Below are 24023 nucleotides of genomic sequence, written 5' to 3'. Positions count from 1 at the left end.
CGCGCGGCATCCGATCGACGGATGCCGCGCGCCGTCGTCAGGAGGCGGCCTTCTTCTTCGCGGGTGCCTTCTTCTTCCCGCCGTCGCCGCCCGACGTCTTCGCGCCGCCGGACGCCTTCGAGCCCGACGAGCGTCCCTTCGACCCGGACGCCGACGTTCCGGCCTTCGCGGCATCCTTCGATCCGGTGCCGCCCTCGCGCTTCGCGGCGATCGACTGGCGCAGCGCCTCCATCAGGTCGATGACCTCACCGCCCTCCTCCTCGGGCTGTTCGCCGAACGTCGCCGCCGTGTCGAGCGCCTCGCCCTGCTCGAGCTTGGCCGTGATGAGCGTTCGCAGCTCCTGCTGGTATTCGTCGACGAACTGCTCGGGCTCGAAGTCGGAGACGAGGCTCTCGACCAACTGCTTCGACAGATCCAGTTCCTTCGACGAGATCTTCACGGGCTCGTCGAGCGACGGGAAGTCGGCGGCCCGCACCTCATCGCTCCAGAGCAGGGTCTGAACCATCAGCACGTCGCCGTGCACCCGCAGCGCAGCGAGATGCGTCTTCTGCCTGAGGGACATCCTCACGATGGCCGTGCGGTCGGTCGACTCGAGTGTGCGTCGTAGCAGCACGTACGCCTTCGGCGCGGAGTCGGGTTCGAGGTAGTAGCTGCGGTCGTACATGATCGGGTCGATCTGGTCGGTCGGCACGAACTCGACGACCTCGATCTCGCGACTGCGCTCGGCCGGCAGCGCCTTGAGGTCCTCGTCGGTGATGATGACGGTGCGCTCGCCGTCGTCGTAGGCCTTGTCGATGTTCTTGTAGTCGACGACCTTGCCGCAGACCTCGCACCGGCGTTGGTAGCGGATGCGCCCGCCATCCTCGTCGTGCACCTGATGCAGTGACACGTCGTGACTCTCGGTCGCGCTGTACAACTTGACGGGCACATTGACGAGGCCGAATGTGACCGCCCCTTTCCAGACGGCTCGCATGCCTCCAGTAGACACCCCGGCCCCGGTCCCGGCCAACCCCCTTGATTCCCTGCCCACGCGGGGCCGACTGTTAACGTTCGCCGCCGAGAGATACCGGTAGCGCCGCCGGATCCGACCCGATCGTTAACATTCGGCGATGGAAAGGGGAAGGATTGGGACATGGCCGACACGCGCCAGCTCGTCGAGGTCGATGGCCGGAGGCTCCGGCTGACGAACCTCGACAAGGTCATGTATCCCGAGACGGGCATGACCAAGGGCGAGGTGATCTCCTACTACGCGGAGGTCGCCAAAGTCATGGTGCCGCTCGTCGCGGGCCGGCCCATCACGCGCAAGCGATGGGTCCAGGGCGTCGGAACGGCGGATGCCCCTGAGTCGGCGTTCTTCGAGAAGAACCTCGAGCACGCGCCCGAATGGGTGCGCCGCGGCGTCATCCACCACTCCGACGGACCCAAGACGTACCCGATAGCGGGGGACCGGGCGACGCTCGTGTGGCTCGCGCAGCAGGCCGCGCTGGAACTGCACGTGCCGCAGTGGCGTTTCGATCCGCAGGGGAACCCCGCCAACCCCGACCGGATCGTGTTCGACCTCGACCCCGGACCCGGCATGGGGCTTCGCGAGTGCGCCGAGGCCGCGCGCCTCGTGCGTGCGCTGCTCGCGGGGATGGGCCTCGAGGCGTTCCCGGTGACGAGCGGCAGCAAGGGCCTCCAGCTCTATGCCGCGCTCGACGGGCGGCAGACGTCGGATCAGATCTCGACCGTCGCCCGCGAGCTCGCGCGGGCGCTCGAGGCCGACCATCCCGAGCTCATCGTGTCGAACATGCGCAAGACCTTGCGCGAGGGTCGCGTGCTCATCGACTGGAGCCAGAACAACGGCAAGAAGACCACGATCGCGCCGTACTCGCTGCGCGGACGACCGCGTCCCACGGTGGCCGCGCCGCGCACGTGGGCGGAACTCGACGACCCGGACCTGCGTCACCTGGAGGCGCAGGAGGTGCTCGAGCGCGTGGCATCCGGCGATGATCCCCTCGCCGCACTGACGGCCGCCGCCCACGGCGGACCGCTCGCGACGTACCTCGCCATGCGCAAGACCGGCGTCACACCCGAGCCCATGCCCGAGTCGAGCTGGGGCGGCTCGGGCGGCGGCGAGCCGACGTTCGTGATCCAGGAGCACCACGCCCGTCGCCTGCACTACGACTTCCGGCTCGAGCGGGACGGCGTGCTGAAGAGCTGGGCGGTGCCGAAGGGCGTTCCGGATGACGCGGGCACGAACCATCTCGCGGTGCAGACCGAGGACCACCCCATGGAGTACGGCTCGTTCGAGGGCACCATTCCGGCAGGCGAGTACGGCGCGGGCTCCGTCACGATCTGGGACGCCGGCACCTACCAGACCGAGAAGTGGCGCGACGACGAGATCATCGTCGACCTCGACGGCCGGCCGGGCGGTCCGCTAGGGAAGGTGCGGCTCGCGCTCATCCGCACCGACGGCGAGGGGGAGAAGAGCTCTTGGCTCCTGCACCGCATGAAAGACCAGCACCCGCCGGAGCCGCGGGTCGGGGAGCGCCCGGCGGAGGCGGCGGTTCCTCGACCTGCGGTGTCGGTCACCGAGCGGCCGATGCTCGCGACGGCGGGCACGCTCGCCCTGCTGACGGGCGAGGACTGGGCGCTCGAGTGGAAGTGGGACGGCATCCGGGTCCTCGCGCGCGTGCAGGGCGACGGCCTCCGCCTGCTCAGCAGGAACGGCAACGACGTCACCGCCCGCTATCCCGAGCTCGCGGCGCTGCCGAAGGTGCTCGCCGAGGACGCGCTGGTCGACGGCGAGATCGTCGCGCTCGACGCCGACGGGCGACCGAGCTTCGAGCGCCTCCAGCGGCGGATGAACCTCACGCGCGCTCGCGAGATCGAACGCGTCGCGGCATCCGTGCCCGTGCGCCTGCTGCTCTTCGACGTGCTCGAGATCGGCGGCGAGTCCGTGGTGGACGAGCCCTACCACGAGCGCCGCGACCGGCTCCGTCGTCTCGTGCGCCCGCGTCGCGGGGTGCCCATCGAGATGCCGGCCGAAGCATCCGGGCCGCCGGAGGAGGCGCTGGAGGAGAGCCGTCGCCTGGGGCTCGAGGGCATCGTGGCGAAGCGTCCCGACTCGAAGTACCGTCCGGGCACACGGTCGGCGGACTGGGTGAAGCTGAAGGTCACCACGACGCAGGAGGTCGTCATCGGCGGATACCGCAAGGGCACCGGCACGCGTACGGGCCGCATCCGCTCGCTGCTCGTCGGCATTCCCGGCGAGCACGGGCTCGAATACGCCGGCCGTGTCGGCAGCGGACTCCGCGAGGTGCAGGCAGAGCGGCTGCTGACCGAGCTCGACGCACGCCGCCAGGAGACGTCGCCGTTCGTGGGGGTGCCGGCGGCGGATGTCGCGGACGCCGTCTGGGTGCGGCCCGAGCTCGTCGGCGAGATCGAGTTCGGCGAGTGGACCCGCACCGGGGTGGCACGCCACCCGCGGTGGCGCGGACTCCGGCCCGACAAGTCGCCGAACGAGGTCATTCTCGGACAGTGAGAACCCGCGCGGCGCGCCACCTGCCCGCGAGGTACTCTGAGTCGTGGGCACTCTCTATTACGGCGAATCCGGCACGCCGATCGGCATCGACGATCGCGCGCTCGCGCACCTCAAGGTCGCCATCACCACCAAGCTCCGTCGCGGCGAGAGTTTCACCCTGTCGTGGCAGCACCCCGACGACCAGCCTCGTGGCCGCAGCACGCTGTGGCTGCATCCGTCGATCGCACTCCGCTTCGTCTTCGACGACCCTGAGACGCCCGAACTCAGCCGCGACTGGGTCGAAGCCCTCATGCGCTCCGCGAACAGCACCGGCGGCATCATGCTCGTCGAGAAAGACATCGACACGGACCACCTGGCGGCCAAACAGCCCGAACCCGTCGGCTGACGGCTCGTCAGCCCGGCTCCTCGTCTTCGACCAGCAGGGCGAGGAGCGCGCGTTCGCGGTCGCCGCGACGGGCGATGACCCGGCCGCGCTCGTACTCGGCGAGCACGCGCGGATCGACGTAACTCGCCTTGGCGATGGCGGGCGTATTGCCGAGCACCGTGCTCGCGTGCTCGATCGCCTCCCGGATGGCGCGTCCGCGCGCCCTGGCCGACGCCTCGGCGCCGAGCTCGGCGAGCCGGTCGGCCGCGGCGATCGTGCCGCGCAGCGTGCGGAAGTCCTTGGCCGTGAACTCGCCGCCGGTCCGGGCACGGATGTCCTCGTTCACGTCGACGGGGACGGCCGGCCGCATGCGGCGCCCCTCCGACCAGGCGTAGAGCCGGGCCGCCGCCGACCGTTCCGCGGCACGCTGCACGAACGCGGCGAGCGACGGATCCACGACCCGTACCTGCTGCTTGACCCCGCCCTTCGCGCGGAACCGGAAGCGCACGGTCTCAGCATCGTCGAGGAGGGCGTTGCGCACGAGGAGCGTCGTGAGGCCGCGGCTCCTGAACCCGGCGAGCGATTCCTCGGAGCCGATGCGGATGGCGCCGAGATCGAGCGTCTGGAAGGCCGCGGCGAGCACGCGCTCCCGCGACAGCTCGTCGACCGAGAGGTCTCGTCGCACGCTTCGTCGCGCGAGGGGAAGCGCCTCGGCGAGCGCGGTCATGCGGAGGAACTTCTCGGCGTCCTGCCGTTCCCGCCACACCGGGTGGTAGAGGTACTGTCGGCGGCCGGCCGCGTCGACGCCGACGGCGAGGATGTGCGCGTTCGGGGCATCCGCGATCCACACGTCCTCCCAGGCGGGCGGGACGGCGAGGTCCGCGATGCGCGCGCGTTCGGCGCGGCCGGCCGTCCCGCCATCGCCGTGCACGTACGTGAAGCCGCGCCCGCGCCGCACCCGGGTGAACCCGGGCGAGACGTAGGGTTCGACCCGTTTGAGGCGGGGCATCCGCGGCTCAGTGCTTGCGCAGTGCGGAGATGAGCTCGGACTTGCGCTTGCCGCTGTACCCGGTGATGCCGAGTTCCTTCGCGCGCTTCTTCAGTTCGTCGACCGTCCAGTCCTCGTAGTCGCCGGACCTGCCGCCCTTGCGGCCGACGCTGCTGCGGCCGCGGTTCGCCGCCGCGTTCGAGATGCGCGCCGCCTTCTCCTTGGAGGCGCCGTCCTTGCGCAGCTCCTCGTAGAGCTCGGGGTCCTTCAGCGACGAGTTCCTGCGTCCGGGCATGTCGTGCTCCTCTCCTCCTGTGCGCTTCCCGATTCGATGTCGCCTTCGCTTTCGCCTCCGCCTCGACCGCTTCGCGGTCGCTCGTCGCGTCGCGTCACAGTCCGCGGCCGCCGGTGACCGGGACGACCGCGCCCGACACGTACGACGCGTCGTCGCATGCGAGGTACACGTAGGCGCCCGCGAGCTCGGCCGGCTGGCCGGCGCGACCGAGCGGGGTGTTGCGGCCGAAGTCCGGCAGCTTGTCCGGCCATCCCGTCGAGGGGATCAACGGGGTCCAGATGGGTCCCGGTGCGACGGCGTTCACCCGGATGCCGCGTGGCCCGAGCTCCTCGGCGAGCGCCTTCGTGAAGGCGACGAGCGCCGCCTTCGTCATGGCGTAGTCGACGAGCGCCGACGACGGGTCGAAACCCTGGATCGACGTGGTGGTGATGATGCTCGATCCCGCGTCCATGAGCGGGACGGCCGCACGGGCCAGGAACACGGGCGCGAAGAGGTTCACGCGCACGACCGCCTCGAAGTCGGCGGTGGGGATCTCGTCGATGCCGCCTCGGTTGCGCTGGTGCGCCGCGTTGAGCACCAGCAGGTCGATCCCGCCGAACGCCTGGTCGGTGTACTCGACGAGCTCCTTGCAGTGTTCCTCGCTGCGCAGGTCGCCCGGCAGCAGCAGCGGATCGCTGCCGGCATCCGCGATCCAGTTCGCCGTCTCCTCGGCGTCGACCTGCTCGCTCGGCAGGTAGGCGATCGCCACCTTCGCGCCCTCCCGCGCGTAGGCGATCGCGACGGCACGCCCGATGCCCGAATCGCCGCCGGTGATGAGGGCACGCCGACCGTCGAGCCGTCCGTTGCCGCGGTAGCTGTATTCGCCGTGGTCGGGCTGCGGAGCCATGCGGTCGGTGAGCCCGGGAGGTGCCTGCTCCTGGCGGGGGAACGGATCCGTCGTGTGCTTGGTGGTCGGATCGGTCAGCTGTTCACTGGTCATCTGGAACTCCAACGGTCCCGAGCCACGCTACGCGCGCGCATCGGGCCCTGCAGGGGGTTGACAGGTCCCTCAGACGGACCATGTGCCGACGGGCGCCGTCGTGCGCGGGGTACCACGCCCCGTGAATGGGGGTCAACCCCTCGCCGCCCGCGAGCCGGCGCCCGTACGGTCGGACACACGAGACGTACCCTCGTCTCCAGGTCCCGCCCGCTCGACGGGAGGGGTCGCCGTCCGCCTCGTCACCACGGGTGCGGATCACATGAAGGAGAGATCATGAACATCCTCGTCGCCATCATCGCCATCGCCGCCATCATCCTGCTCATCACGGGCGGCGTCGTCCCCACGCTGAACTTCCTGCTGTGGGTGGGCCTCGCGCTCCTGGTGATCGCGGTCATCGTGTTCCTCGTGCGGTACATCGGCGGGAACCGGACGGTGTGATCCTCGGCGCAAGTGCTTCAAGGAGCGGGCGGTCTTCGGGCCGCCCGCTCGTGCGTGCGGGGCGGCCGAACGTCCTGTCCCGCACGAACGCGGGGGCGTATGCTCGATCCGTGGGCACGCTATATTACGGGGACTCCGGCACGCCGATCGGCATCGAAGATCGGGCGCTCGCGCATCTGAAGATCGCGATCACCACCAAGCTTCGCCGCGGCGAGAGCTTCACGCTCTCGTGGCAGCACACCGACGACCAGCCACGTGGCCGCAGCACGCTGTGGCTGCATCCGTCGATCCCGCTGCGGTTCGTGTTCGACGAACCCGAGGCGCCCGAACTCAGCCGCAACTGGATCGAGGAGCTGATGAAGTCGGCCAACAGCACCGGCGGCGTGCAGCTCGTGCCCGAGCACCTCGACACCGATCCGATCGCGACCACGCCCGACCAGCCGGTGCAGGTCGGCGTCGACGTCCAAGAGGTCAGCAGCGCGGCCGACGAAGGCGGCGGCAAGAAGCACTCGGCCGGCAGCAAGAAGAACGAGACGCAGACCGCGTAGGCCTGCGTCTCGTCCGACTCCGTCGACGGACGCTCCCGGGCGCCCGGTCCGTCAGAGGTTCAGGTCGGGGTCGGTCCCGAGCGTGCCGGTCGTGCCGCCGGGGTGGGTCGTGCCCGGTGTCGGGCGGGCCTCGCCGCCGTGCACCTCGCCTCGCCACGCACCCGTCGGCGTGCCGCGGTCTTCCACGAACTCCTTGAATCGCTTGAGGTCGCTCTTGACCTGCAGGTCGTCCAGCTGGAGTGCGGCACCCGCCTGCTCGACGAAGCCCTCGGGCTCCCATTCGATCTCGAGGTCGACCTGCGTCTCGTCGGCGCCCTTGGGGGTGAACTCGACGCGTCCGCGGTGCATGACCTCGCCGCCGAGGCTCCGCCACGCGACGTGGTCGTCGGGTACCTGGTCGCCGATCTCGGCGTCGAACTCGCGCTTCACGCCGCCGATCGACACGACCCAGTGGGTCAGCGAGTCATCGATCTGCTTCACGGAGTCGACGCCACCGAGGAACTCGGGGAACGACTCGAACTGGGTCCACTGGTCGTACGCGACGCGCACGGGGACATCGACGTCGATCGACGCGTTCAGGGTCGTGCTCATGATGATCCTCCGTTCCGGACACCACGTCGGCGTCCGGCAGCCACCGTAGGCAGACGCCCGTCGGGATGGCGAGGGGGTTGCCGCGTCGAGAGGCGGCTGCTAGACGAGAGGTGGGCAATCGAAGGGGGAGACGATGGGCAACGGCGGCAGCGAGCGGGTGTCGGTCGAACGGTGGTGGCCCCATCTGTCGATCGACTCGAAGCACCGGCTCCTCGAGGACCTCGGGGCCCCGATCGACGACCGGACCGCGACGGAGATCGAGTCGATCACCGGCGCCGACGCACCGGAGCGGCTGTCGGCGGACGAGCAGCAGTTCGTGCGGACGCAGATCGAACCGGTCGACTGAGGCTCACTCGTCGATCGGGTCGTCCTCGTCGGGCTCGGGCACGAACTGGAGGCCGGCCGTGCTGTTCGCGGAGAGCAGGAGCTGTTCGATCCACCGCCGATTGAGCTTCGCAGGGCGGTTGCCGCTGAACACGAACTGCAGGGGGATCGACTCGTGCAACCAGATCGTCGTGCGACCGCTGCCGTTCTCGACACCGTGCTCCCAGGTCATGGAGAAGCTCTCGGACCGGCGGAGCTTGTTGAGGACCGCCACCCTCAGGTGTGCGAGCGTGCGGTCGTCGATCTCGAGCTCGCGGGTCGAGGAGTTGTAGATGAACTTGCCCATGGCGAGACTCTAGCCGCCGCGTATCCGTCGTCGATACGCCCTTGCGCTGTGGTGGTCGGTCGTGTCAGATGACGTGGCCGTCGGGGTCGAGGGGGTCGGACGTCTCGCGGCTCGGGGCGTGTCGGTCGAGGGGATCGACGGACCGGGCGCCCGCGTCGGGGTCGGAGAGCACGGTGCCCTCGTATCCCACCGGTGGCGGCACGTCGCGCGCGATGTGGCGCGCGTCCGTCTCAGCAATGATGGCGTCGGGTTCGCCGTCCGTCGTCGGCCCTGGCGAACCGATCGACTTCTCCATGGTGGTACTCCTTCCAATGCACGGATGCCACGAAGCATCCGCTGCTCTCAAGCTACGCCGCCGAGCGCACCGCGGACAGGCCCTTGACTCGCGGGTCGTGAGGAATCGGATGCCGCCGGCCCGCGTAGGCTGGCCCGCGTGGGACATCCGCAGGTCGTCGATCCGCGGCATCCGCTCATCGAGAGGGTGCGGCGGATCTGCTTCGAGTTGCCCGAGGTCGTCGAAGTCGAGGCGTGGGGCCGGCCGACCTTCCGGGCGGCGAAGCCCATCTTCGTGCATGTCGCCGCCACCGCCGACAACCCGTTCTCGATCGTCGTCAAGACCGACCCGCAGGAGCACCTCGCCCTGCTCGAGGACGGCCGGTTCTACGGGGTGCCCTACTACGACCGAGCCCGGTGGGTGGGCACCGACCTCGACACCCCGCGCACCGATTGGGAGTTCCTCGCCGAGCTCATCGAGACGTCGTACCGGCAGGTCGCGAATCGCCGCCAACTCGTCGCGCTCGACGCGCTGAGACCGGAGCACGCGGGCTGAGCGCGCGGCCCTCTCCGAACGCTCCCCGATTGGCGCGCGGCTCCCGTCTGGGATAGAGTGTCGGGGTTGCCGGTTGTGCATGCAAGTGCCCGGCGACAACCCATGCGCCCGTAGCTCAACGGATAGAGCATCTGACTACGGATCAGAAGGTTGGGGGTTCGAATCCCTCCGGGCGCACACTGGTTGAGACAGTACGAAGCGGCTCGCGAACGCGAGCCGCTTCCGTCGTTTCGGGAGAGCGGCGCTCCGCGGACGAGGGCGGACGTGGGCAGGGCTCCGCACGGGCGAACGCCGGAATCGGGGGACGGCCGCCCGCGGCATCCGGATGTTCGCTGGGAATCCGCCGAGTATCGGCGAGCCTACTCGAATGCGACCATGGTGAATGGCTATCGGCCCGGATATGCTCGGCACACGTCTGATTCCCGTGATCGAGAGTTCGGATATGAGGGGTGCGCGGGCCGGGGGTGACCCGGCATCGTCAAGAGGGATGGGCCGTCGGCGAGGGCGCGCGGCCGGATCCCGGAAGGCCGGTGGTGGGGGACACGATCGGCAGGTCGTCATACCCGCGATGTGGGGCGGCCGTCTCATCCGCCGCACGTACGCACTGCTCATCGCCGTCGCGATCACGATCGTCATGTTCCACGAGTTCACGTCGCAGTTCGGTGCCGGGTATCGCGGTTCGCGGGTGCCGCTCGCAGTGCACGGCGACGACGTCGTCTGGGCGTTGCCGGCCATCGCGATGGGGGCTGCCGTCGGCGCAGGACTCGTCGTGGCCTCGGGTTCGCGTGCCGGCGTGTCGGTGCTCGAGCGCCTGCACCTGCCCGGACTCGGCCGGGATTGGCGAGCGCGCTCGATCGGGCTGGTGTGGGGTGCGATCGGTGTGCTCGCGGTCCACTTCACGGGTGCGGCATTCGAGGGGGTTCCGGGCGGGCCCTCGACCGTGGCGGTGGTGATGGGCGCGGCACTGGGCTTCGGCACCTACCGCCTGCATCGGCACGCCATCGAGCACGAGGCGTACCGCACCTTCAACCTCGTGGCGATGCTGCTCGCGGCCGGCAGCCTCGCCAGCATGAGTATCACGCCAACCGGCGAGTGGTGGACTCGCAACTTCAGCACGCTGGGCACCTCCGACGACATCGCGGCCGCGTGCTTCAACATCGCCGTCATCGTCTCCGGGGCCGGCATGGCGGGCATGGCGGCCAGCCTCACGCGGGCACTGCGGGCGCCGCGGTTCGGCCTACGCCGGGGCGGCCTCCTGGCGATGCGGGCGCTCATCGTGGTCATCGGCGTGAGCCTCATGGGCGTGGGACTCATGCCGATCGACGGGCCGACCGACCTGCACAACGCGGCCGCCCTGTGCGCGGCCGCGGCCTTCGCCGTGCTCAGCGTCGGCGTGCAGTTGTGGGCGCGCTCGCTTCCGCGCGAGCTCGTCGTGGCCTCGTACGCCTCGATCGCGATCGAGGTGACCGCGATGGTCCTCTACGACGTCGTCGGCGTCTTCAACCTCACGGTGTTCGAGGTCGTGGCCTTCGCGCTCGTCTTCGCGTGGCTCATCGCGCTCGTGGCCATCACGCACGCGAACCCCGAGGGTCAGGATGCCACGGGCCGCCGTCACCTCGTTCCCGCTCGTCGCGCGCCGCATCCGGGTGCTGCCCACGATGCCGTGGCCGGTCGCATGCGGCCGACGGCGCGGAGCGGTGGTCCGCCGCGGCGGGCGGTGGTTCGCCCCTCGCGTCCGGCGCATCGGACGGGTGCGCTTCGCGACGTCCAGCGCGCGTTGCGGCGGGGCAGCGACGGAGCGGACGAGCCCCCCGAACCGGAATGCGCGCGGGTGCCGCTATCGTCGTAAGCGGGCGCATCGCTTCATGAGCTGCCCCGGCCGGAGGCATCCGACGACCCGACAGGAGTACTCGTGAGCGTCATCACGATCGATCGCAACGAGGAAGCGAACCGGTACGAGCTGAAGCTCGACGGTGAGCTCGCGGGGTTCGCGGAGTACCGCACCGCCCCGGGGCGTGTCACGTTCCATCACACGCTGGTGTTCCCCGAGCACGAGGGTAAGGGGCTCGGCAGCCGACTCGCGAAGCGCGTGCTCGACGACGCGGTCGAACGTGGCGAGACCATCGTGCCGCGGTGCCCGTTCATCGCCGCCTACCTGCGGCGCCACCCGGGGGTCTACGACGACTCCGTCGCCTGGCCCTGAGTCCCGCGGTCCCGACGCCGCAGCGCACCGAGACGTCTCCTGCCCCTCATTCGGGGCGATGTGCGCGCGGTCCCGGGCGATTACGATTCGAGCAACCCGAGTCGGGCCCGACCCGACGGGTTCGCCGTGCATCGGCGGGCCCTGGTATCGACTCCCGTCGCTTCCTCGGGATGTGCTCGCCGAGCTCAGTTCGGGTCGCTCGGCGGGAGTGGCCTCCTTCGAGGCCGCGGTGGGGTGGGAGGTAGGGTTCCCATCCCACCGTCCCGCTCCAGGACGTCAGGTGTTCTCGGGTGCGCCGGCGCCGGGCACGGCCGAGCCGTCCGCGAGCTCCGCTCCGACCGATCGCCGCAGCTGATCGCAGAGGTGGATGAGCTCGCGCAGCTCCTGCTCGTCGAGCGCGTCGCCGACGTGCCGCGTGATGGCGTCGGTGTGCGTGAAGGCGACGCGGCGGAAGAGCGCGAAGCCCTCTTCGGTGAGCGCCACGATGGTGCCGCGACCGTCAGTCGGGTCGGGAGCCTTCGTCACGAGCCCGCGGGTCGCGAGTCGGTCGACCAGGCGGCTCACGCTCGGCTGCGTGAGGAGCACCGAGCGATTGAGGTCCTTGAGTCGGAGGCGTCGCCGGGGCGCCCGCGAGATGTTGAAGAGCACGTCGTACTCGTTCAACGAGATGATGTCGCTCGGGAACTCGGCTGCCAGTGCGCGAAGGATCGTGACCTGCGCACGGAACAGCGACTCCCATGCGGCGACCGTGAGTGCGCGATCGGCCACTCGTGCTCCCCTCGAGAATCGTTCGCCGGATCAGCGAACGTGATCCAAGGATAGGGAACATCTCCGGGAACGGTTGAGGGCCGGTCGTAGAGGCTGACGACCGGCCCTCTCCCTTGCACCAAGAGTGTCCTGCAATCACATTCCGCACCAACCGCCACAGCAAACAGCCGGTGCACAACCGAATATATAACGGATCGGTAACGGCGTCTAGTTATCGTTCTGTGATTTTTCTGACGAATTTCGGGCGATGGCGAAAACACATGAGAATCCAGATCATGCGCCCGTCGGAGGCGTTGTGGTCGGGATTGTCATGTGTTCTGACGCCCAGGGGTCGAAGGGGCGTCGCCGCCGACTCGGCGACGCGGCCGCATCCGCCGATGCGCCCGCGTCAGTAGAGATCGGGCGACGGCGTCGAGGCCTGGCGGATCGACACGTCGGCGTGCCGGTCGAACCGGTAGCCGACCCCGCGCACGGTGCGCACGATGTCCTGGTAGTGGGCCAGCTTCGAGCGCAGGCGCCGCACGTGCACGTCGATCGTGCGCTCGCTGGGCGCCTCGTCATCGGCGCCCCAGAGGTTCGCGATGAGCTCGTGGCGATCGATCGTGCGCCCCTCGCGCAGCACGAGGTACTGCAGCAGTTCGAACTCCTTGTAGGTGAGCCCGGCGGCCTCGCCGTCGAGCAGCACGCGCTTGCGGGAGATGTCGATGATGACGCCGTTGGGGTGGCGGTCGCTGTCGTCGCGGAGCCCCTGCTCCTCGCGCTGCTTGGCGAGGGCGGCCGGGTCCTGCAGGGCGAGGCGCACCACGTCGACGTCGCGGCCGCCCGCGCCCTCGGGCGCGAGGGCGACGGCGGCGTACGTCTCGGCTGACGGCGCGATCTCGGCGGTGAGGGCACGCAGCGCCTCGACGATGCGGTGCAGCGTGGTGCCGTCATCGGTGGCCTTGGTCTCGTCGATGCCGACGTAGAGCACGAAGCCGCGTGCCTCGGTGCCCTCGGGGACGGCGCGCACCCGGGGTGCGGCGGCACGCGCGGCCTGCTGGGCGGGCGCCGGGCTCGGCTGCGCGGCATCGACCGGCGTGCGCGGCGTGATCGAGATGGGACGGGCCGGTGCGGCGGGCAGCGACGGCGCGGTGCGGACCGCCGCGGTGCGGACGGTGGTGGTGGTGCGAGCGGGTGCGTAAGCGAGGGACATGACGGATTCCTTGTGCGAAAGAAGGTGCGGCGAAGGACCCCGGTGGCGGAGGGGTCGATGCGAATGGCCGTTCGGCCTGGCGAACCCGCGGGTGGTGCGGCAGGTTCAGTGGAGTCCGGGCCGATCAGGATCGGATCGGCGACGGGAACTCGGCGGTCGGGTCGCGTTCAGCGGCACATTCGACAACACATGGGCGCACGCGCCGGCATCATCATGCCGGCAGTCCTCTGAGCCTCGCGGGCGATCAGGGGGCGTGCGGTGTCAGTCATGGGCGTCAGTCAAACCGATGCCCGAGCGTGTGTCAATTCGTGACACCCGCATGACGGTCTATGACGGCGCAGACGGTGCGCCGGAGGTCGCGGCATCCGGGAGGATCAGAGCAGCGGATGCCGCAGCCGCAAGAATCTGCGAGAGTCCGCGCGTCTGCGAAATCTTCCGCGTACCGGTGCGGTGACGGCGTGTTCGCTCACGAAGATCCTTCGGCAGGTGCCCACGGGAGAGGCGTATATCAGACCGTGCCGTAGAGGCGGTCGCCCGCGTCGCCGAGGCCGGGCACGATGTAGCCGTGCTCGTTCAGCCGCTCGTCGACGGCGCCGAGCACGATCGAGACCTCGCGGCCCTTCATCGCCTGTTCGACCGCCTCGAGACCCTCGGGCGCCGCGAGGATGCAGATCGCCGTGACATCCGTCGCGCCACGTGCGAGCAGGAACTCGATGGCCGCCGTGAGCGACCCGCCCGTCGCGAGCATCGGATCGAGCACGAAGCACTGACGGTCGCTGAGATCGTCGGGCAGGCGCTCGGCGTAGGTCGTGGGCTCGAGCGTCTCTTCGTTGCGGGCCATGCCGAGGAAGCCGACCTCGGCGCTCGGCAGGAGCTTCACCATGCCGTCGAGCATGCCGAGCCCGGCACGCAGGATCGGCACGATGAGCGGCTTCGGCTCGGCGATGCGCACGCCCGTCGTGGGCGCCACGGGCGTCACGATGTCGACGGGTTCGACGCGCACCCCCCTGGTGCCCTCGTAGGCGAGGAGCGTCATGAGCTCCTCGACCAGCGCCCGGAAGATGGGCGACGGCGTGTTCTCGTCGCGGAGCACCGTCAGCTTGTGGGTGATGAGCGGGTGATCGGCAACGTGGACTCGCATAGGCTCGAGTCTATTGCCGACCGAGTCGCGGAGCCCGGCTGATCTCGGGGGACTCGGCGGACGGGATCGGACGTCGGAAGGAGCGCCAGTGGAGCTTCCGATCCACCGCGAGTGGATGCGGCTGGCGCTCGCCGAGGCGGAGCAGGCGCCGGCCACGCGTGACGTGCCGGTCGGCGCGATCGTCGTCGACGCCGACGGCGTCGTGATCGCGGCCCGGCGCAACGAGCGCGAACTCACCGGCGACCCCACCGCGCACGCCGAAGTGCTCGCGCTGCGCGATGCCGCCCAGGCGATCGGCGACTGGCGTCTCACCGACTGCACGCTCGTCGTGACGCTCGAGCCGTGCGTCATGTGCGCGGGGGCGATCGTCGCGGCGCGCGTGCCGACCGTCGTCTTCGGCGCCTGGGACGAGAAGGCGGGGGCGGCCGGATCGCTCTACGACGTGCTGCGCGACCGGCGCCTCAACCACCAGGTCGAGGTGTTCCCGGGCGTCGAGGCCGAGGCATCCGCTCGCCTGCTCGTGTCGTTCTTCGAAGACCCGCTGCGGCGCCCGGCGAGCCCGGCGAGGTAGTCGCCGAGCAGGGCAGCGGATGCCGCCTGCGCGCGCGGCCCGTAGGACGCGCGCTCCTCGCGCAGCCGCTCACGGCTGAGCCCGTACTCGGACAACTCGTCGCCCCACTCGCGCAGCCAGTCCTCGTGGATCTCGTCGGTCACCTCGGGGTGGAACTGCACCGCGAGCAGCCACTCGCCACGGGCGAACGCCTGGTTCTCGTACTGCGGCGAGGTCGCGAGCCGCTCCACCCCGTCGGGCAGGTCGAAGGTGTCGCCGTGCCACTGCACGGTGGGCACCCCCGCGAAATGGCGCACGGGCGACGAGGCGCCCGTTGCGGTCGGCTCGACCGTGAGCCAGCCGACCTCCTTGCGCGGTCCCCGGCGCACCTCGGCGCCGAGGGTCTTCGCGAGCAGTTGCGCACCGAGGCACACGCCGAAGACCGGTGCCTCGGCCTCGACGCGCGCCGAGAGCAGCGCGATCTCGTCGGCGAGGTACGGGTAACGGTCGGTCTCGTACGCCGCTTCGTCGCCGCCGAGCACGACGACGAGGTCTGGCGCCAGCGGGTCGAGCGCCGAGACATCCGCGCGGGGTGCGTCGACCGTGACGATCTCGTAGCCGTGCGCCTCGAGGGTGGGGCCGAGGTTGCCGAGGCCGATCGCGGAGTCGTGTCGCAGCACCAGAGCCGTGCGTGCGGGGCCCGTCACTCGAGTCCCTTGATCACGATCGCATCGGTCGCGGGGGCGGGGGCGGCCGGATCCACGTACACGTCGGCCTCCACGTAGATCACGCGCGCGGCCGGTACCGCCTCGCGGATGCGCTGCTCGATGACGTTCGTCGCGGTCGAGACCTCGAGCAGGCGCCGGTCGGCGTGGAAGCCCACCTTCGCCGCGACGAGCAGTTCGTCGGGTCCGAGGTAGAGGGTCTTCATGTGGATGATGCGCTCGGCCTCGGGTCCGGCGAGGATGGCCCGTTCGATCTTCGCGTGATCGGCCTGGGTGGCGCCCTCGCCGACGAGGAGGCTCTTCGTCTCGATGCCGAGGATGATCGCCACGAGGATCAGCAGCGTGCCGATCATGAGCGTGCCGATGGCGTCGAACAGGGGGTCGCCGGTGAGCACGGTGAGGCCCACGGCGATGAACGCGAACACGAGGCCGAGCAGCGCCGCGATGTCCTCGAGCAGCACGACCGGGAGCTCGGGCGCCTTCGCGTGTCGCACGAACTGCACCCAGCTCTGCTTGCCGCGCACGTGGTTGGACTCGACCACCGCCGTGCGCAGCGAGAAGGATTCGAGCGCGATGGCGATCGACAGCACGAGCATCGGCAGCCACCAGTTCTCGAGTGGGTGCGGGTGCTGCAGCTTGTCGACGCCCTCGTAGATCGAGAAGATGCCGCCGACCGAGAACAGGATGATCGCCACGACGAACGCGTACACGTACCGCTCGCGGCCGTAGCCGAACGGATGCTCCATGTCGGCCTTCTTCTTCGCCTGCCGGCCGCCGAGGATGAGGAGGAGCTGGTTGCCGGCGTCCGCCACCGAGTGCACGGCCTCGGCGAGCATCGAGGCGGAACCCGAGAAGAACCACGCGACGAACTTCGTCAGGGCGATGCCCGTGTTGGCGAGGAATGCCGCGATGATGGCCCTGGTTCCGCCGGATGCGCTCATATCAGCAATCCTAGGATGGCCGTCGAGGCGATGACGTGGTCGGTCGGGAGGCTTGCGCGGGGCGCTCCTAGGATGGTCGCATGCCAGTCGAGACGCCCGTGAAGCTGCCCGCGATCGCCTTCCTCGGGGCCGGGTCCATGGCCCGCGCGATCCTCGCCGGGCTCCTCCAGCCGGGTGTCGAGATCGACGGCGGCATCCGGGCCACGAACCGCTCCGCGGCGCGCGCGGCCGAGCTCGCCGACCTGCCCGGGGTCGCCTCCTCCGCCACCGAGACGGATGCCGCGGCGAACCGCACGGCCGTCGCGGGCGCGGGCCTCGTCGTGGTCGCCGTGAAGCCCGCCATGGTGCCCGACCTGCTGCGCGAGATCGCGGATGCCCTCGAGCCCGGCACGGTCGTCGTCTCGGTCGCGGCCGGCGTGACCGTCGCGACCTTCGAGTCGCTGCTGCCCGAGCACGTCTCGGTCATCCGCTCGATGCCGAACACCCCGGCGGTGGTCGGCCGCGCCGTGACCGGGGTCTCCGCGGGCACCCGTTCGAGCGACGACGACCTCGCGCTCGCCGTCGCCATGTTCGGAACCGTCGGCGACGTGCTCGTCGTGCCCGAGTTGCAGCTCGACGCCCTCTCGACCATCTCGGGCTCCGGCCCCGCGTATGTCTTCTACCTCATCGAGCAGCTCACGGCCACCGCGATCGACAAGGGGTTCACGCCCGAGCAGGCGGCGCGCATGGTGCAGGGCACGTTCCGCGGCGCGAGCGAGTTACTCGCGGCATCCGACGACGATCCCGCCGAGCTGCGCCGCCGGGTGACGAGCCCCAAGGGCACCACCGAGCGCGCCATCGCCGTGCTCGAGGAGGCGAACCTGAAGCGCATCTTCGACCGGGCGACGGATGCCGCGCTCGCCCGGGCGCGCGAGCTCGCCGCCGGGGCGTGATCGGGCCGACGCGTTCGCTACGGTGAATCGCATGGAGTCAGCGGAGGTGGTCGCGACCGTCGCCGAGGTGATCGGCTGGATCGCCTTCGGCGGATCGCTCGGTTGCCTGCTCCTCGCCCTCCTCATCCGACTCGCCGACGGTCGGTGGCTGCCGACCGACGCGGTCGTCGTCGACCAGGAGCACGGCAGCACGGTGCGCTGGTTCGCCGAGGGCGCGTTCCACCAGCGACGGCTCAGCGACGACGAGCGAGCGCACGTGGTCGACGCGGACGAGGAGCGCGCCTACTACCGGGAGCGCGAGCCGGATCGGCTGCGACTGCATGAACCGCCGGCCGGGCGTCGCGCCATCCGCGTGGTCGGGCTCGTGCTGCTCGCCATCGCCGGCACGGCGGGGGTCGTCAGCCTCGCCATCATGCTGGCCGGCTGACCCCTTCGCTACTCGAGGGCCGCGAACTTCTCGATGTCGCCCTCGGTGCCCGAGACGATGATGAGATCGCGGTTGGTGACCACGGTCTTCTCGGTGGCGTACGTGAACGGCTTGCCCGGGCTCTTCACCCCGACGACCGTGACCCGGTGCCGTCTCCGCACGCCCGACTCGGCGAGGGTCTTGCCGCGGACCGGCTTCGGCGGGTACATCTTCACGAGCGCGAAGTCGTCGTCGAACTCGATGAAGTCGAGCATGCGTCCGCTCACGAGGTGCGCCGTGCGCTCGCCCGCCTCGCGCTCGGGATAGATGACGTGATTCGCGCCGATGCGCTCGAGGATCTTGCCGTGCGACTGCGAGATCGCCTTCGCCCAGATCTGCGGGATCTTGAGGTCCACGAGGTTCGCGGTGATGAGCACGGATGCCTCGATCGACGAGCCCACGGCGCAGACCGCGACGGAGAAGTCCTGGGCGCCGATCTGCCGCAGCGCCTCGATGGACCGTGCGTCGGCGACCACCGCGTGCGTGACCCGCTCGGCCCACTTCTGCACGAGCTGCTCGCTCTCGTCGACGGCGAGCACCTCGCGGCCGAGGCGGTCGAGCTGGCCGGCGGTCGCCGCGCCGAAACGACCGAGGCCGATGACGAGCACCGGCGCGTCGTGCTTGATGCGATCAACCAACGATGGGCCTCTCTTCCGGAAGCTTGTACAACTGCCGGCGCTGGCTGGCCGCCAGTGCTGCGGCGAGTGTCACTGTACCAACCCGCCCCATGAACATGGTGGCGGCCATCACGTACTTGCCCTCGGGTGGCAGGTCGAACGTGAGTCCGGTCGACAGCCCGCAGGTGGCGAAGCCCGAGATCACGTCGAACAGCACGAAGTCGAGCGGCGACTTCGTGATCTGGGTGATGATCACGGTCGAGACCGCCACGATGGTCGCGCCCCAGAGCACCACGCTCACCGAGAGCCGGAGCATGTCACGCGGGATGCGACGACCGAACGCCGACATCGCGGGCGCGCCCTTCGCCTCCGCGTAGGCGGCGAGGAACAGCACGGCGAGCGTGGTCACCTTGATGCCGCCGGCCGTCGACGCCGAGCCGCCGCCGACGAACATGAGCATGTCGGTCACGAGCAGGCTCGAGCTGTTCAAGTCGGCCATGTCGATCGTGGCGAAGCCGCCCGAGCGCGTCATCGTCGACATGAAGAACGCCTCGAAGACGGTCTTGCCGAAGCCGAACCGGCCGTAGGTGTCGGGGTTGTCGTACTCCAGCAGGAGGAAGGTGAGCGCGCCGGCGATCCAGAGCACGATCGTCGTGGTGAGGGTGAGCTTGACGTGCACGCTCCACCGGTGGGGGATCCGCCAGGTTCGCAGCAGTGCGAAGATCACGGGGAAGCCGAGGCTGCCGAGGAACACGTCGACCATCATGAGCGACTGGAACCAGTAATCGTCGAAGAACTCGACCGGGCCGAGCGGGTTGGGGTTGAAGCCCGTGTTCGTGAACGCGCTCACCGAGTAGTACGCCGAGTACCAGATGCTCGTGCCGGCGTCGTAGCCGGCGGCGAGCACGCTCGGGATCATGCCGAGCATGATCACCGCCTCGATCGACAGGGTGCTCAGGGCGACGGTCGCGAGCAGCCCGCCCACTTCGCCCAGCCGGATCGCCTGGCTCTCGGACACGGGGCCGGCGTGGGTGCGGGCGACGTTGGTGTCGCTCGCCGCGATGAGCTTCGCTCGCAGGCCGAGCCGCCGCGAGATCACGAGACCGAGGATGGAGGCCAGCGTCAGCACGCCCATGCCGCCGATGTTCATGCCGATGAAGATCACGGCATTGCCGAACGGCGACCAGTGCGTCGCCATGTCGACCGTCGTGAGCCCCGTGACGCAGATCGTCGACACTGCGGTGAAGAACGCGTCGTGGAGCGGCGTGCCGCGCCCCTCGCCGGCCCGGGCGATCGGGAGGCTGAGCAACGCCGTCGTGATGAAGATGAGCCCGGCGAACACGAGGAGCGCGAACCGAGCTGGCGAGCTTCGCACCAGGCCGTCGAGGGCGTCGCGAACACGTCCGAGCCAGGACCGCTGGTCGCTCTGCCCACCGCGGCCCATCGGCTGTGCGCGCATCGAGCCCCCTCACGTGCCTTCACCGAATGCGTGAGTCATGGTACTCCTCGCCGTGAGTGACTAGCCTTGTCGCATGGCGGACATCTTCGACGTGGTGGCGGATACGACGCGGCGCGACATCCTCGCCGTGCTCCTCGAGCGGGAGACCGCGGCGCCGCAGTCCGGCGGCGAGATCAGTGTCTCCGAGATCGTCTCGGCCCTCGGGCTCAGCCAGCCCACGGTCTCGAAGCACCTGAAGGTGCTGCGCGAGGCGGGTCTCGTCGGCGTTCGCGAGGAGGGCCAGCACCGCTACTACCACCTCGACCGCCGCCCGCTCGAGCTGCTCGAGGATTGGCTCATCCCCTTCGTGTCGTCGGAGGCCGCAGCGGATGCCGCCACGCTCGCGGGTGCCGAGTCCGCGTCGCTCAACGAGGAGCAGCGTGCGTTCGCGTCGGCGATCGGCAAGGCGTTCGCCGAGACCGCTCATCAGGTGACCGCGGCCGTCACGCCGAAGAAGCGCAAGTAGCGTCGGTTCCGCGGGACGAGGAGCACGCGCAGCGCGCGTCTCGAGACCCTCGTCAGCGCCAGACGAGCGCGAGCACGAACCCGACGCACGCGGCGGCGCTCGTGAGCGCGCGCACGTGGTTCCACGCCTGCCAGCCCGGCCGGAACTCCTGCCACGCCGCCGCGAGGGCCGGTGCGTCTGCGGCTGGCGGCGCGGCGAGGTGGTTGTTGCGCGGCACGTTGGCGGCCCCGGTCACGCCGATCGCGCCGACGAGGTAGACCGCCGCGGCGCCGATCGCCCACCATGCCGCCCCGCCGAGGGTTCCGGTGAGCGCGAGCGCCCCGACCGCGACGGTCAACAGGGCCGTGCCGAACAGCACGAGCATGAACGGCGGCCGCACGGCCGTCACGTTGATCTCGCGCATGGCTCGGGCGGCGTCCGCGGCGGGCAGCCGGTCGAGGCCCTGCGTGACGAAGGCCGAGAAGGCGGTGAAGACGCCGGCCGCGACGCCGGTGCCGACGATCGTCGCGACGAGCAGCACGTCGATGAGCCAGTCCATGCGGACAGTCTGCCGTGCACCGCCGTCACCGGAGCGGCTTGATCATCTCCAGTTCCAGGCCGCCGGGTTCGAGCTCGTACTCGCGGCTGCGGCCGGTGAGCGTGAAGCCGAGCTTCTCGTAGAAGCGCAGGGCACGCGGGTTGTCCTCGTGCACCTCGAGGCGCAGCGTGTCGCCGTGCCCGAGCGCCCAGCGCTCGACGGCCTCGAGGAGGAGCCGGGCGACGCCGGCCTTCTCGCCGCGGTGATCGGGCGCGACGTAGACGCCGACGAGCATGGGGCCGCTCGTCGCATCCGGGATGTAGCCGCCCATGTGGCCCACCCACCGGCCGCCATCGATCGCGACGACGGCGGTCTGCCGCGGCGCGGTGCCGCGTGCCGCGCGCGTGCGCCAGCCGGATTCGTCGACCGTGAGCGCGTGCTCGAGCGTCTCGCCGTACGCGATCGGGGTGTCGCGGAGCATCTCGAGGCGCAGTGCCCGGACCTCGCGCCAGTCGTCCTCGGTCGTCGTGCGGATGACGAGGTCGGTGCTGCGCATCCATCGACGGTAACGCATGGGAAGGGCGCGGTTGCGCGGATCCGGTAGACTACCCCGAGGCTTTCCGGCCACCGGCTGCGGCACGCGCGGCCGTCTCGACTTTCTGTGAGGTTCTGATGGGTTCCGTCATCAAGAAGCGCCGCAAGCGCATGGCGAAGAAGAAGCACCGCAAGCTGCTGCGCAAGACGCGTCACCAGCGTCGCAACAAGAAGTAGTCGTCGAGCACGACCGGCTGAGCGTCAGGCCATCGGCCTGGCGCTTTTCGCTGTGCCCGGGGTTTCGCGAACCACCGGCGCCTAGGCTGGAGCCGTGACCCGAGACATCCGCCTGACCCTCATCGGCAAGCCCGGCTGCCACCTCTGCGACGACGCGCGCGAGGTCGTGCAGGCCGTCATCACCGAGGTCGAGGCATCGGATGCCGCGCCGCGATTGCACCTCGACGAGCGCTCGATCCTCGACGACGAAGCACTGGCCGCCCGCTACGCGGAGGAGATCCCCGTGCTGCTCATCGACGGCGAGGTGCACAACTACTGGCGCATCGATCCCGTGCGGCTGAAGACGGCGCTGCTGGCGGGCTGACGCCGTAGCCGCGGCATCCGGAGCCGTCAAGCGCTTGCCGTCGGGCGGTGCGCGGTCTTGACTGACCGCATGACGAGCCTCTGGAGAGACGCGGCCGCCCCTGACGAGGAGGCGGCCGGAATGCCCAGTTCGCGCTACGAGACCGCCGTGCTGCCGACGGAGCGCTTCGACGTCGCCGTGATCGGCGCCGGGATCACCGGGCTCGCGACGGCGCTCATGCTCGTGCGCGGCGGCCTCGAGGTGGTCGTCGTCGAGGCGAGCGACGTGGCCGCGCTCGCGACGGGCGCCAACACCGGAAAGGCGAGCGTGCTGCAGGGCTCGGTGCTGCAGCGGATCCGGCGCACGCACTCGACGCGCCTCGCGCGGGCGTACGTCGAGGCGAACCTCGACGGGCAGCGGTGGATCGCCGAGTTCGCGCAGCACCACGGCGTGCCCGTGGCCGAGGAGATCGCCTACAGTTACGCGAGCACCGACGACGGGCTCCGAACCGTCGACCGCGAGTTCGAGGCCGCACTCGCCGCGGGGCTGCCGGCCGAACGGATCGATCGGATGCCGGTGCCGTTCCCGTTCGCGGGCGCCGTCGCGCTGCCCGGGCAGCTCGCGCTCGACCCGTACCGCCTCGCCGTCGCGATGGCGCGCGCGTTCGTGGCGGAGGGCGGCGTGCTGGTCGAGCGCACGCGCGTCGAGGGCGTGCACGCGGGCCGGCCGGTCGAGGTGCGCACGCCCGTCGGCACGATCCGCGCGGAGACCGCGGTCATCGCGACCGCGACGCCGATCCTCGATCGGGGCCTCTACTTCGCCAAGCTGCACGCGTCGCGCAGCCACCTCACGTCGTACCGCGTCGCCGAGCCGCCGCCGTCGGGGCTCTTCCTCTCGGTGGACGAGCCGACGCGCACGATCCGCACGACGCCCGATGGCGTCGCGGAACCGGAGTCCGGCGGCGATGCGCCGCCGCCGCCGCTGCTCCTCGTCGGCGGCAACGACCACCCCGTGGGCGGCGTTCCGTCGACCGAGGCGAGGGTGCAGGACCTCGTCGACTGGACGCATCGGCACTTCCCGGGCGCCGAGCTGACGCACCGATGGGCGGCGCAGGACTACCACTCGCTGAACCTGGTGCCCTTCGCGGGCCGGATGCCGCGTGGCCGCGGCCGCGTCTGGTTCGCCACCGGCTACGGCAAGTGGGGGCTCACCAACGGCGTCGCGGCCGCCATCCGCATCTCGTCGGAGATCCTCGGCGTGCCGTGGTTCGAGCGTCGGCCATGGATCCGGGTCATCGGCACGCGGGTGACACGGCCCGGCGACCTCGCACGCGGGGCGGAGGAGGGCGCACGCGTGGGCCGCGGCCTCGTGACGGGCTGGGTGGGGGCGCAGGGTCGTCCGGCACCCGTGCCGCGACCGGCCGAGGGTGAGGGAGTCGTCGTCAGCCGCGGGGGCGTGCCCTACGGCGTGTCCACCGTCGAGGGGCGCACCTGCGCGGTGCGGGCGGTCTGCACGCATCTCGGCGGCGTGCTGAACTGGAACGACGCCGAGTCGACGTGGGACTGCCCGCTGCACGGCTCGCGCTTCGAGGCATCCGGCCGTCGCATCGAGGGGCCGGCGGTCTACGACCTGCCGGAGACGACCCGCACGCGGCCGCGGATCTGA

29 protein-coding genes, 1 tRNA gene and 2 pseudogenes are annotated in these 24023 nt (G+C 70.3%); 16 read left to right on the top strand and 16 right to left on the bottom strand.

The window, feature by feature from the left end; translation table 11 throughout:
- Positions 1-37: 37 nt before the first annotated feature.
- Positions 38-973 (bottom strand): Ku protein, encoded by a 936-nt coding sequence (locus tag EZM51_RS10380; protein WP_136708183.1) that lies wholly within the window; start codon positions 971-973, stop codon positions 38-40.
- 159 nt (positions 974-1132) lie between these two features.
- Between EZM51_RS10380 and EZM51_RS10375 the strand changes: the two genes are divergently transcribed.
- Together EZM51_RS10375 and EZM51_RS10370 are read left to right on the top strand one after the other, a co-directional pair.
- Positions 1133-3526, top strand: a complete 2394-nt coding sequence (locus tag EZM51_RS10375) for an ATP-dependent DNA ligase (RefSeq protein WP_136708182.1) — start codon at positions 1133-1135, stop codon at positions 3524-3526.
- Between the two features lie 43 nt (positions 3527-3569).
- Positions 3570-3911 carry a hypothetical protein gene (locus tag EZM51_RS10370; RefSeq protein ID WP_136708181.1) on the top strand — a complete coding sequence of 114 codons (342 nt, stop codon included), beginning with the start codon at positions 3570-3572 and terminating at the stop codon, positions 3909-3911.
- Positions 3912-3918: 7 nt separating this feature from the next.
- Here the strand turns inward: EZM51_RS10370 and EZM51_RS10365 are convergent, their stop codons facing one another.
- The 3 genes from EZM51_RS10365 to EZM51_RS10355 form a co-directional block, all read right to left on the bottom strand.
- Positions 3919-4899: a DNA topoisomerase IB gene (locus EZM51_RS10365; protein ID WP_136708180.1), complete on the bottom strand. Its 981-nt coding sequence runs from the start codon at positions 4897-4899 to the stop codon at positions 3919-3921.
- A 7-nt stretch (positions 4900-4906) separates the two neighbouring features.
- On the bottom strand, positions 4907-5173 hold the full coding sequence (locus tag EZM51_RS10360; RefSeq protein WP_136708179.1) for a Rho termination factor N-terminal domain-containing protein: 267 nt from the start codon (positions 5171-5173) through the stop codon (positions 4907-4909).
- A gap of 94 nt (positions 5174-5267) precedes the next feature.
- Positions 5268-6152: an SDR family oxidoreductase gene (locus EZM51_RS10355; protein WP_136708178.1), complete on the bottom strand. Its 885-nt coding sequence runs from the start codon at positions 6150-6152 to the stop codon at positions 5268-5270.
- Positions 6153-6425: 273 nt separating this feature from the next.
- On the opposite strand from EZM51_RS10355, the gene EZM51_RS20550 reads away from it, so the two are divergent.
- Complete coding sequence (locus tag EZM51_RS20550) at positions 6426-6590, top strand: hypothetical protein (RefSeq protein ID WP_169053862.1); 165 nt, start codon at positions 6426-6428, stop codon at positions 6588-6590.
- Between the two features lie 110 nt (positions 6591-6700).
- Positions 6701-7000, top strand: a pseudogene (locus EZM51_RS10350) (hypothetical protein); the annotation flags it as partial.
- 189 nt (positions 7001-7189) lie between these two features.
- Here the strand turns inward: EZM51_RS10350 and EZM51_RS10345 are convergent.
- Positions 7190-7729 carry an SRPBCC family protein gene (locus EZM51_RS10345; protein ID WP_136708177.1) on the bottom strand — a complete coding sequence of 180 codons (540 nt, stop codon included), beginning with the start codon at positions 7727-7729 and terminating at the stop codon, positions 7190-7192.
- A gap of 133 nt (positions 7730-7862) precedes the next feature.
- On the opposite strand from EZM51_RS10345, the gene EZM51_RS10340 reads away from it, so the two are divergent.
- The gene (locus EZM51_RS10340) at positions 7863-8075 is read left to right on the top strand and encodes a hypothetical protein (protein WP_136708176.1); all 213 of its coding nucleotides are present in this window, start codon (positions 7863-7865) and stop codon (positions 8073-8075) included.
- A 3-nt stretch (positions 8076-8078) separates the two neighbouring features.
- Here the strand turns inward: EZM51_RS10340 and EZM51_RS10335 are convergent, their stop codons facing one another.
- The gene (locus tag EZM51_RS10335; RefSeq protein WP_136708175.1) at positions 8079-8399 is read right to left on the bottom strand and encodes an ATP-dependent DNA ligase; all 321 of its coding nucleotides are present in this window, start codon (positions 8397-8399) and stop codon (positions 8079-8081) included.
- 64 nt (positions 8400-8463) lie between these two features.
- Positions 8464-8694, bottom strand: a complete 231-nt coding sequence (locus EZM51_RS10330; RefSeq protein WP_136708174.1) for a hypothetical protein — start codon at positions 8692-8694, stop codon at positions 8464-8466.
- Positions 8695-8832: 138 nt separating this feature from the next.
- Here EZM51_RS10330 and EZM51_RS10325 point away from each other — a divergent pair, with 138 nt between their 5' ends.
- From EZM51_RS10325 to EZM51_RS10310, 4 genes are all read left to right on the top strand, one after another.
- Complete coding sequence (locus tag EZM51_RS10325; protein WP_169053861.1) at positions 8833-9228, top strand: MmcQ/YjbR family DNA-binding protein; 396 nt, start codon at positions 8833-8835, stop codon at positions 9226-9228.
- A 104-nt stretch (positions 9229-9332) separates the two neighbouring features.
- Positions 9333-9405: transfer RNA gene (locus EZM51_RS10320), tRNA-Arg, on the top strand.
- Positions 9406-9796: 391 nt separating this feature from the next.
- Positions 9797-11077 (top strand): hypothetical protein, encoded by a 1281-nt coding sequence (locus EZM51_RS10315; RefSeq protein ID WP_136708172.1) that lies wholly within the window; start codon positions 9797-9799, stop codon positions 11075-11077.
- 63 nt (positions 11078-11140) lie between these two features.
- On the top strand, positions 11141-11431 hold the full coding sequence (locus tag EZM51_RS10310) for a GNAT family N-acetyltransferase (RefSeq protein ID WP_248305584.1): 291 nt from the start codon (positions 11141-11143) through the stop codon (positions 11429-11431).
- Between the two features lie 276 nt (positions 11432-11707).
- Here EZM51_RS10310 and EZM51_RS10305 read toward each other — a convergent pair whose 3' ends face one another.
- The 3 genes from EZM51_RS10305 to upp form a co-directional block, all read right to left on the bottom strand.
- A complete protein-coding gene (locus EZM51_RS10305) occupies positions 11708-12199 on the bottom strand; it encodes a MarR family transcriptional regulator (RefSeq protein WP_136708171.1) in 492 nt (163 codons plus the stop codon).
- A gap of 388 nt (positions 12200-12587) precedes the next feature.
- Positions 12588-13391, bottom strand: coding sequence for a winged helix-turn-helix domain-containing protein (locus EZM51_RS10300; protein ID WP_136708170.1), 804 nt, complete (start codon positions 13389-13391; stop codon positions 12588-12590).
- Between the two features lie 508 nt (positions 13392-13899).
- On the bottom strand, positions 13900-14532 hold the full coding sequence (gene upp, locus EZM51_RS10295; RefSeq protein ID WP_136708169.1) for a uracil phosphoribosyltransferase: 633 nt from the start codon (positions 14530-14532) through the stop codon (positions 13900-13902).
- A 115-nt stretch (positions 14533-14647) separates the two neighbouring features.
- On the opposite strand from upp, the gene tadA reads away from it, so the two are divergent.
- The gene (gene tadA, locus EZM51_RS10290) at positions 14648-15103 is read left to right on the top strand and encodes a tRNA adenosine(34) deaminase TadA (protein WP_136708402.1); all 456 of its coding nucleotides are present in this window, start codon (positions 14648-14650) and stop codon (positions 15101-15103) included.
- Between the two features lie 137 nt (positions 15104-15240).
- Here the strand turns inward: tadA and EZM51_RS21070 are convergent.
- Together EZM51_RS21070 and EZM51_RS10280 are read right to left on the bottom strand one after the other, a co-directional pair.
- A pseudogene (locus tag EZM51_RS21070) lies at positions 15241-15762 on the bottom strand (gamma-glutamyl-gamma-aminobutyrate hydrolase family protein); the annotation flags it as partial.
- 23 nt (positions 15763-15785) lie between these two features.
- The gene (locus tag EZM51_RS10280) at positions 15786-16748 is read right to left on the bottom strand and encodes a cation diffusion facilitator family transporter (RefSeq protein ID WP_136708167.1); all 963 of its coding nucleotides are present in this window, start codon (positions 16746-16748) and stop codon (positions 15786-15788) included.
- Between the two features lie 80 nt (positions 16749-16828).
- On the opposite strand from EZM51_RS10280, the gene proC reads away from it, so the two are divergent.
- Both proC and EZM51_RS10270 read left to right on the top strand, forming a co-directional pair.
- Complete coding sequence (gene proC / locus EZM51_RS10275; protein ID WP_136708166.1) at positions 16829-17680, top strand: pyrroline-5-carboxylate reductase; 852 nt, start codon at positions 16829-16831, stop codon at positions 17678-17680.
- 31 nt (positions 17681-17711) lie between these two features.
- On the top strand, positions 17712-18107 hold the full coding sequence (locus EZM51_RS10270) for a hypothetical protein (protein WP_136708165.1): 396 nt from the start codon (positions 17712-17714) through the stop codon (positions 18105-18107).
- Positions 18108-18115: 8 nt separating this feature from the next.
- On the opposite strand, the gene EZM51_RS10265 is transcribed toward EZM51_RS10270, so the two are convergent.
- Positions 18116-18784: a TrkA family potassium uptake protein gene (locus EZM51_RS10265; protein ID WP_136708164.1), complete on the bottom strand. Its 669-nt coding sequence runs from the start codon at positions 18782-18784 to the stop codon at positions 18116-18118.
- The gene (locus EZM51_RS10260) at positions 18777-20222 is read right to left on the bottom strand and encodes a potassium transporter TrkG (RefSeq protein WP_248305583.1); all 1446 of its coding nucleotides are present in this window, start codon (positions 20220-20222) and stop codon (positions 18777-18779) included. The genes EZM51_RS10265 and EZM51_RS10260 overlap by 8 nt, the downstream gene beginning before the upstream one ends.
- A gap of 73 nt (positions 20223-20295) precedes the next feature.
- On the opposite strand from EZM51_RS10260, the gene EZM51_RS10255 reads away from it, so the two are divergent.
- Positions 20296-20727 carry a metalloregulator ArsR/SmtB family transcription factor gene (locus tag EZM51_RS10255; protein ID WP_136708163.1) on the top strand — a complete coding sequence of 144 codons (432 nt, stop codon included), beginning with the start codon at positions 20296-20298 and terminating at the stop codon, positions 20725-20727.
- 52 nt (positions 20728-20779) lie between these two features.
- On the opposite strand, the gene EZM51_RS10250 is transcribed toward EZM51_RS10255, so the two are convergent.
- On the bottom strand, positions 20780-21265 hold the full coding sequence (locus EZM51_RS10250) for an anthrone oxygenase family protein (protein ID WP_136708162.1): 486 nt from the start codon (positions 21263-21265) through the stop codon (positions 20780-20782).
- 25 nt (positions 21266-21290) lie between these two features.
- Entirely contained in the window at positions 21291-21800 is a 510-nt protein-coding gene (locus EZM51_RS10245; RefSeq protein ID WP_136708161.1) for a GNAT family N-acetyltransferase, read from the bottom strand.
- Between the two features lie 116 nt (positions 21801-21916).
- Between EZM51_RS10245 and EZM51_RS10240 the strand changes: the two genes are divergently transcribed.
- The 3 genes from EZM51_RS10240 (at position 21917) to EZM51_RS10230 (ending at position 24023) form a co-directional block, all read left to right on the top strand.
- Positions 21917-22015, top strand: coding sequence for an AURKAIP1/COX24 domain-containing protein (locus tag EZM51_RS10240; RefSeq protein ID WP_003792170.1), 99 nt, complete (start codon positions 21917-21919; stop codon positions 22013-22015).
- A gap of 94 nt (positions 22016-22109) precedes the next feature.
- Positions 22110-22379: a glutaredoxin family protein gene (locus EZM51_RS10235; protein WP_248305582.1), complete on the top strand. Its 270-nt coding sequence runs from the start codon at positions 22110-22112 to the stop codon at positions 22377-22379.
- Between the two features lie 120 nt (positions 22380-22499).
- Positions 22500-24023, top strand: a complete 1524-nt coding sequence (locus EZM51_RS10230) for an FAD-dependent oxidoreductase (protein ID WP_136708399.1) — start codon at positions 22500-22502, stop codon at positions 24021-24023.

This window comes from Agromyces sp. H66, assembly GCF_004959775.1.
Taxonomy (GTDB): Bacteria; Actinomycetota; Actinomycetes; order Actinomycetales; family Microbacteriaceae; genus Agromyces.
Note: the sequence above shows the minus strand (reverse complement) of the source record. Positions and strands in the feature narration are given on the sequence as shown.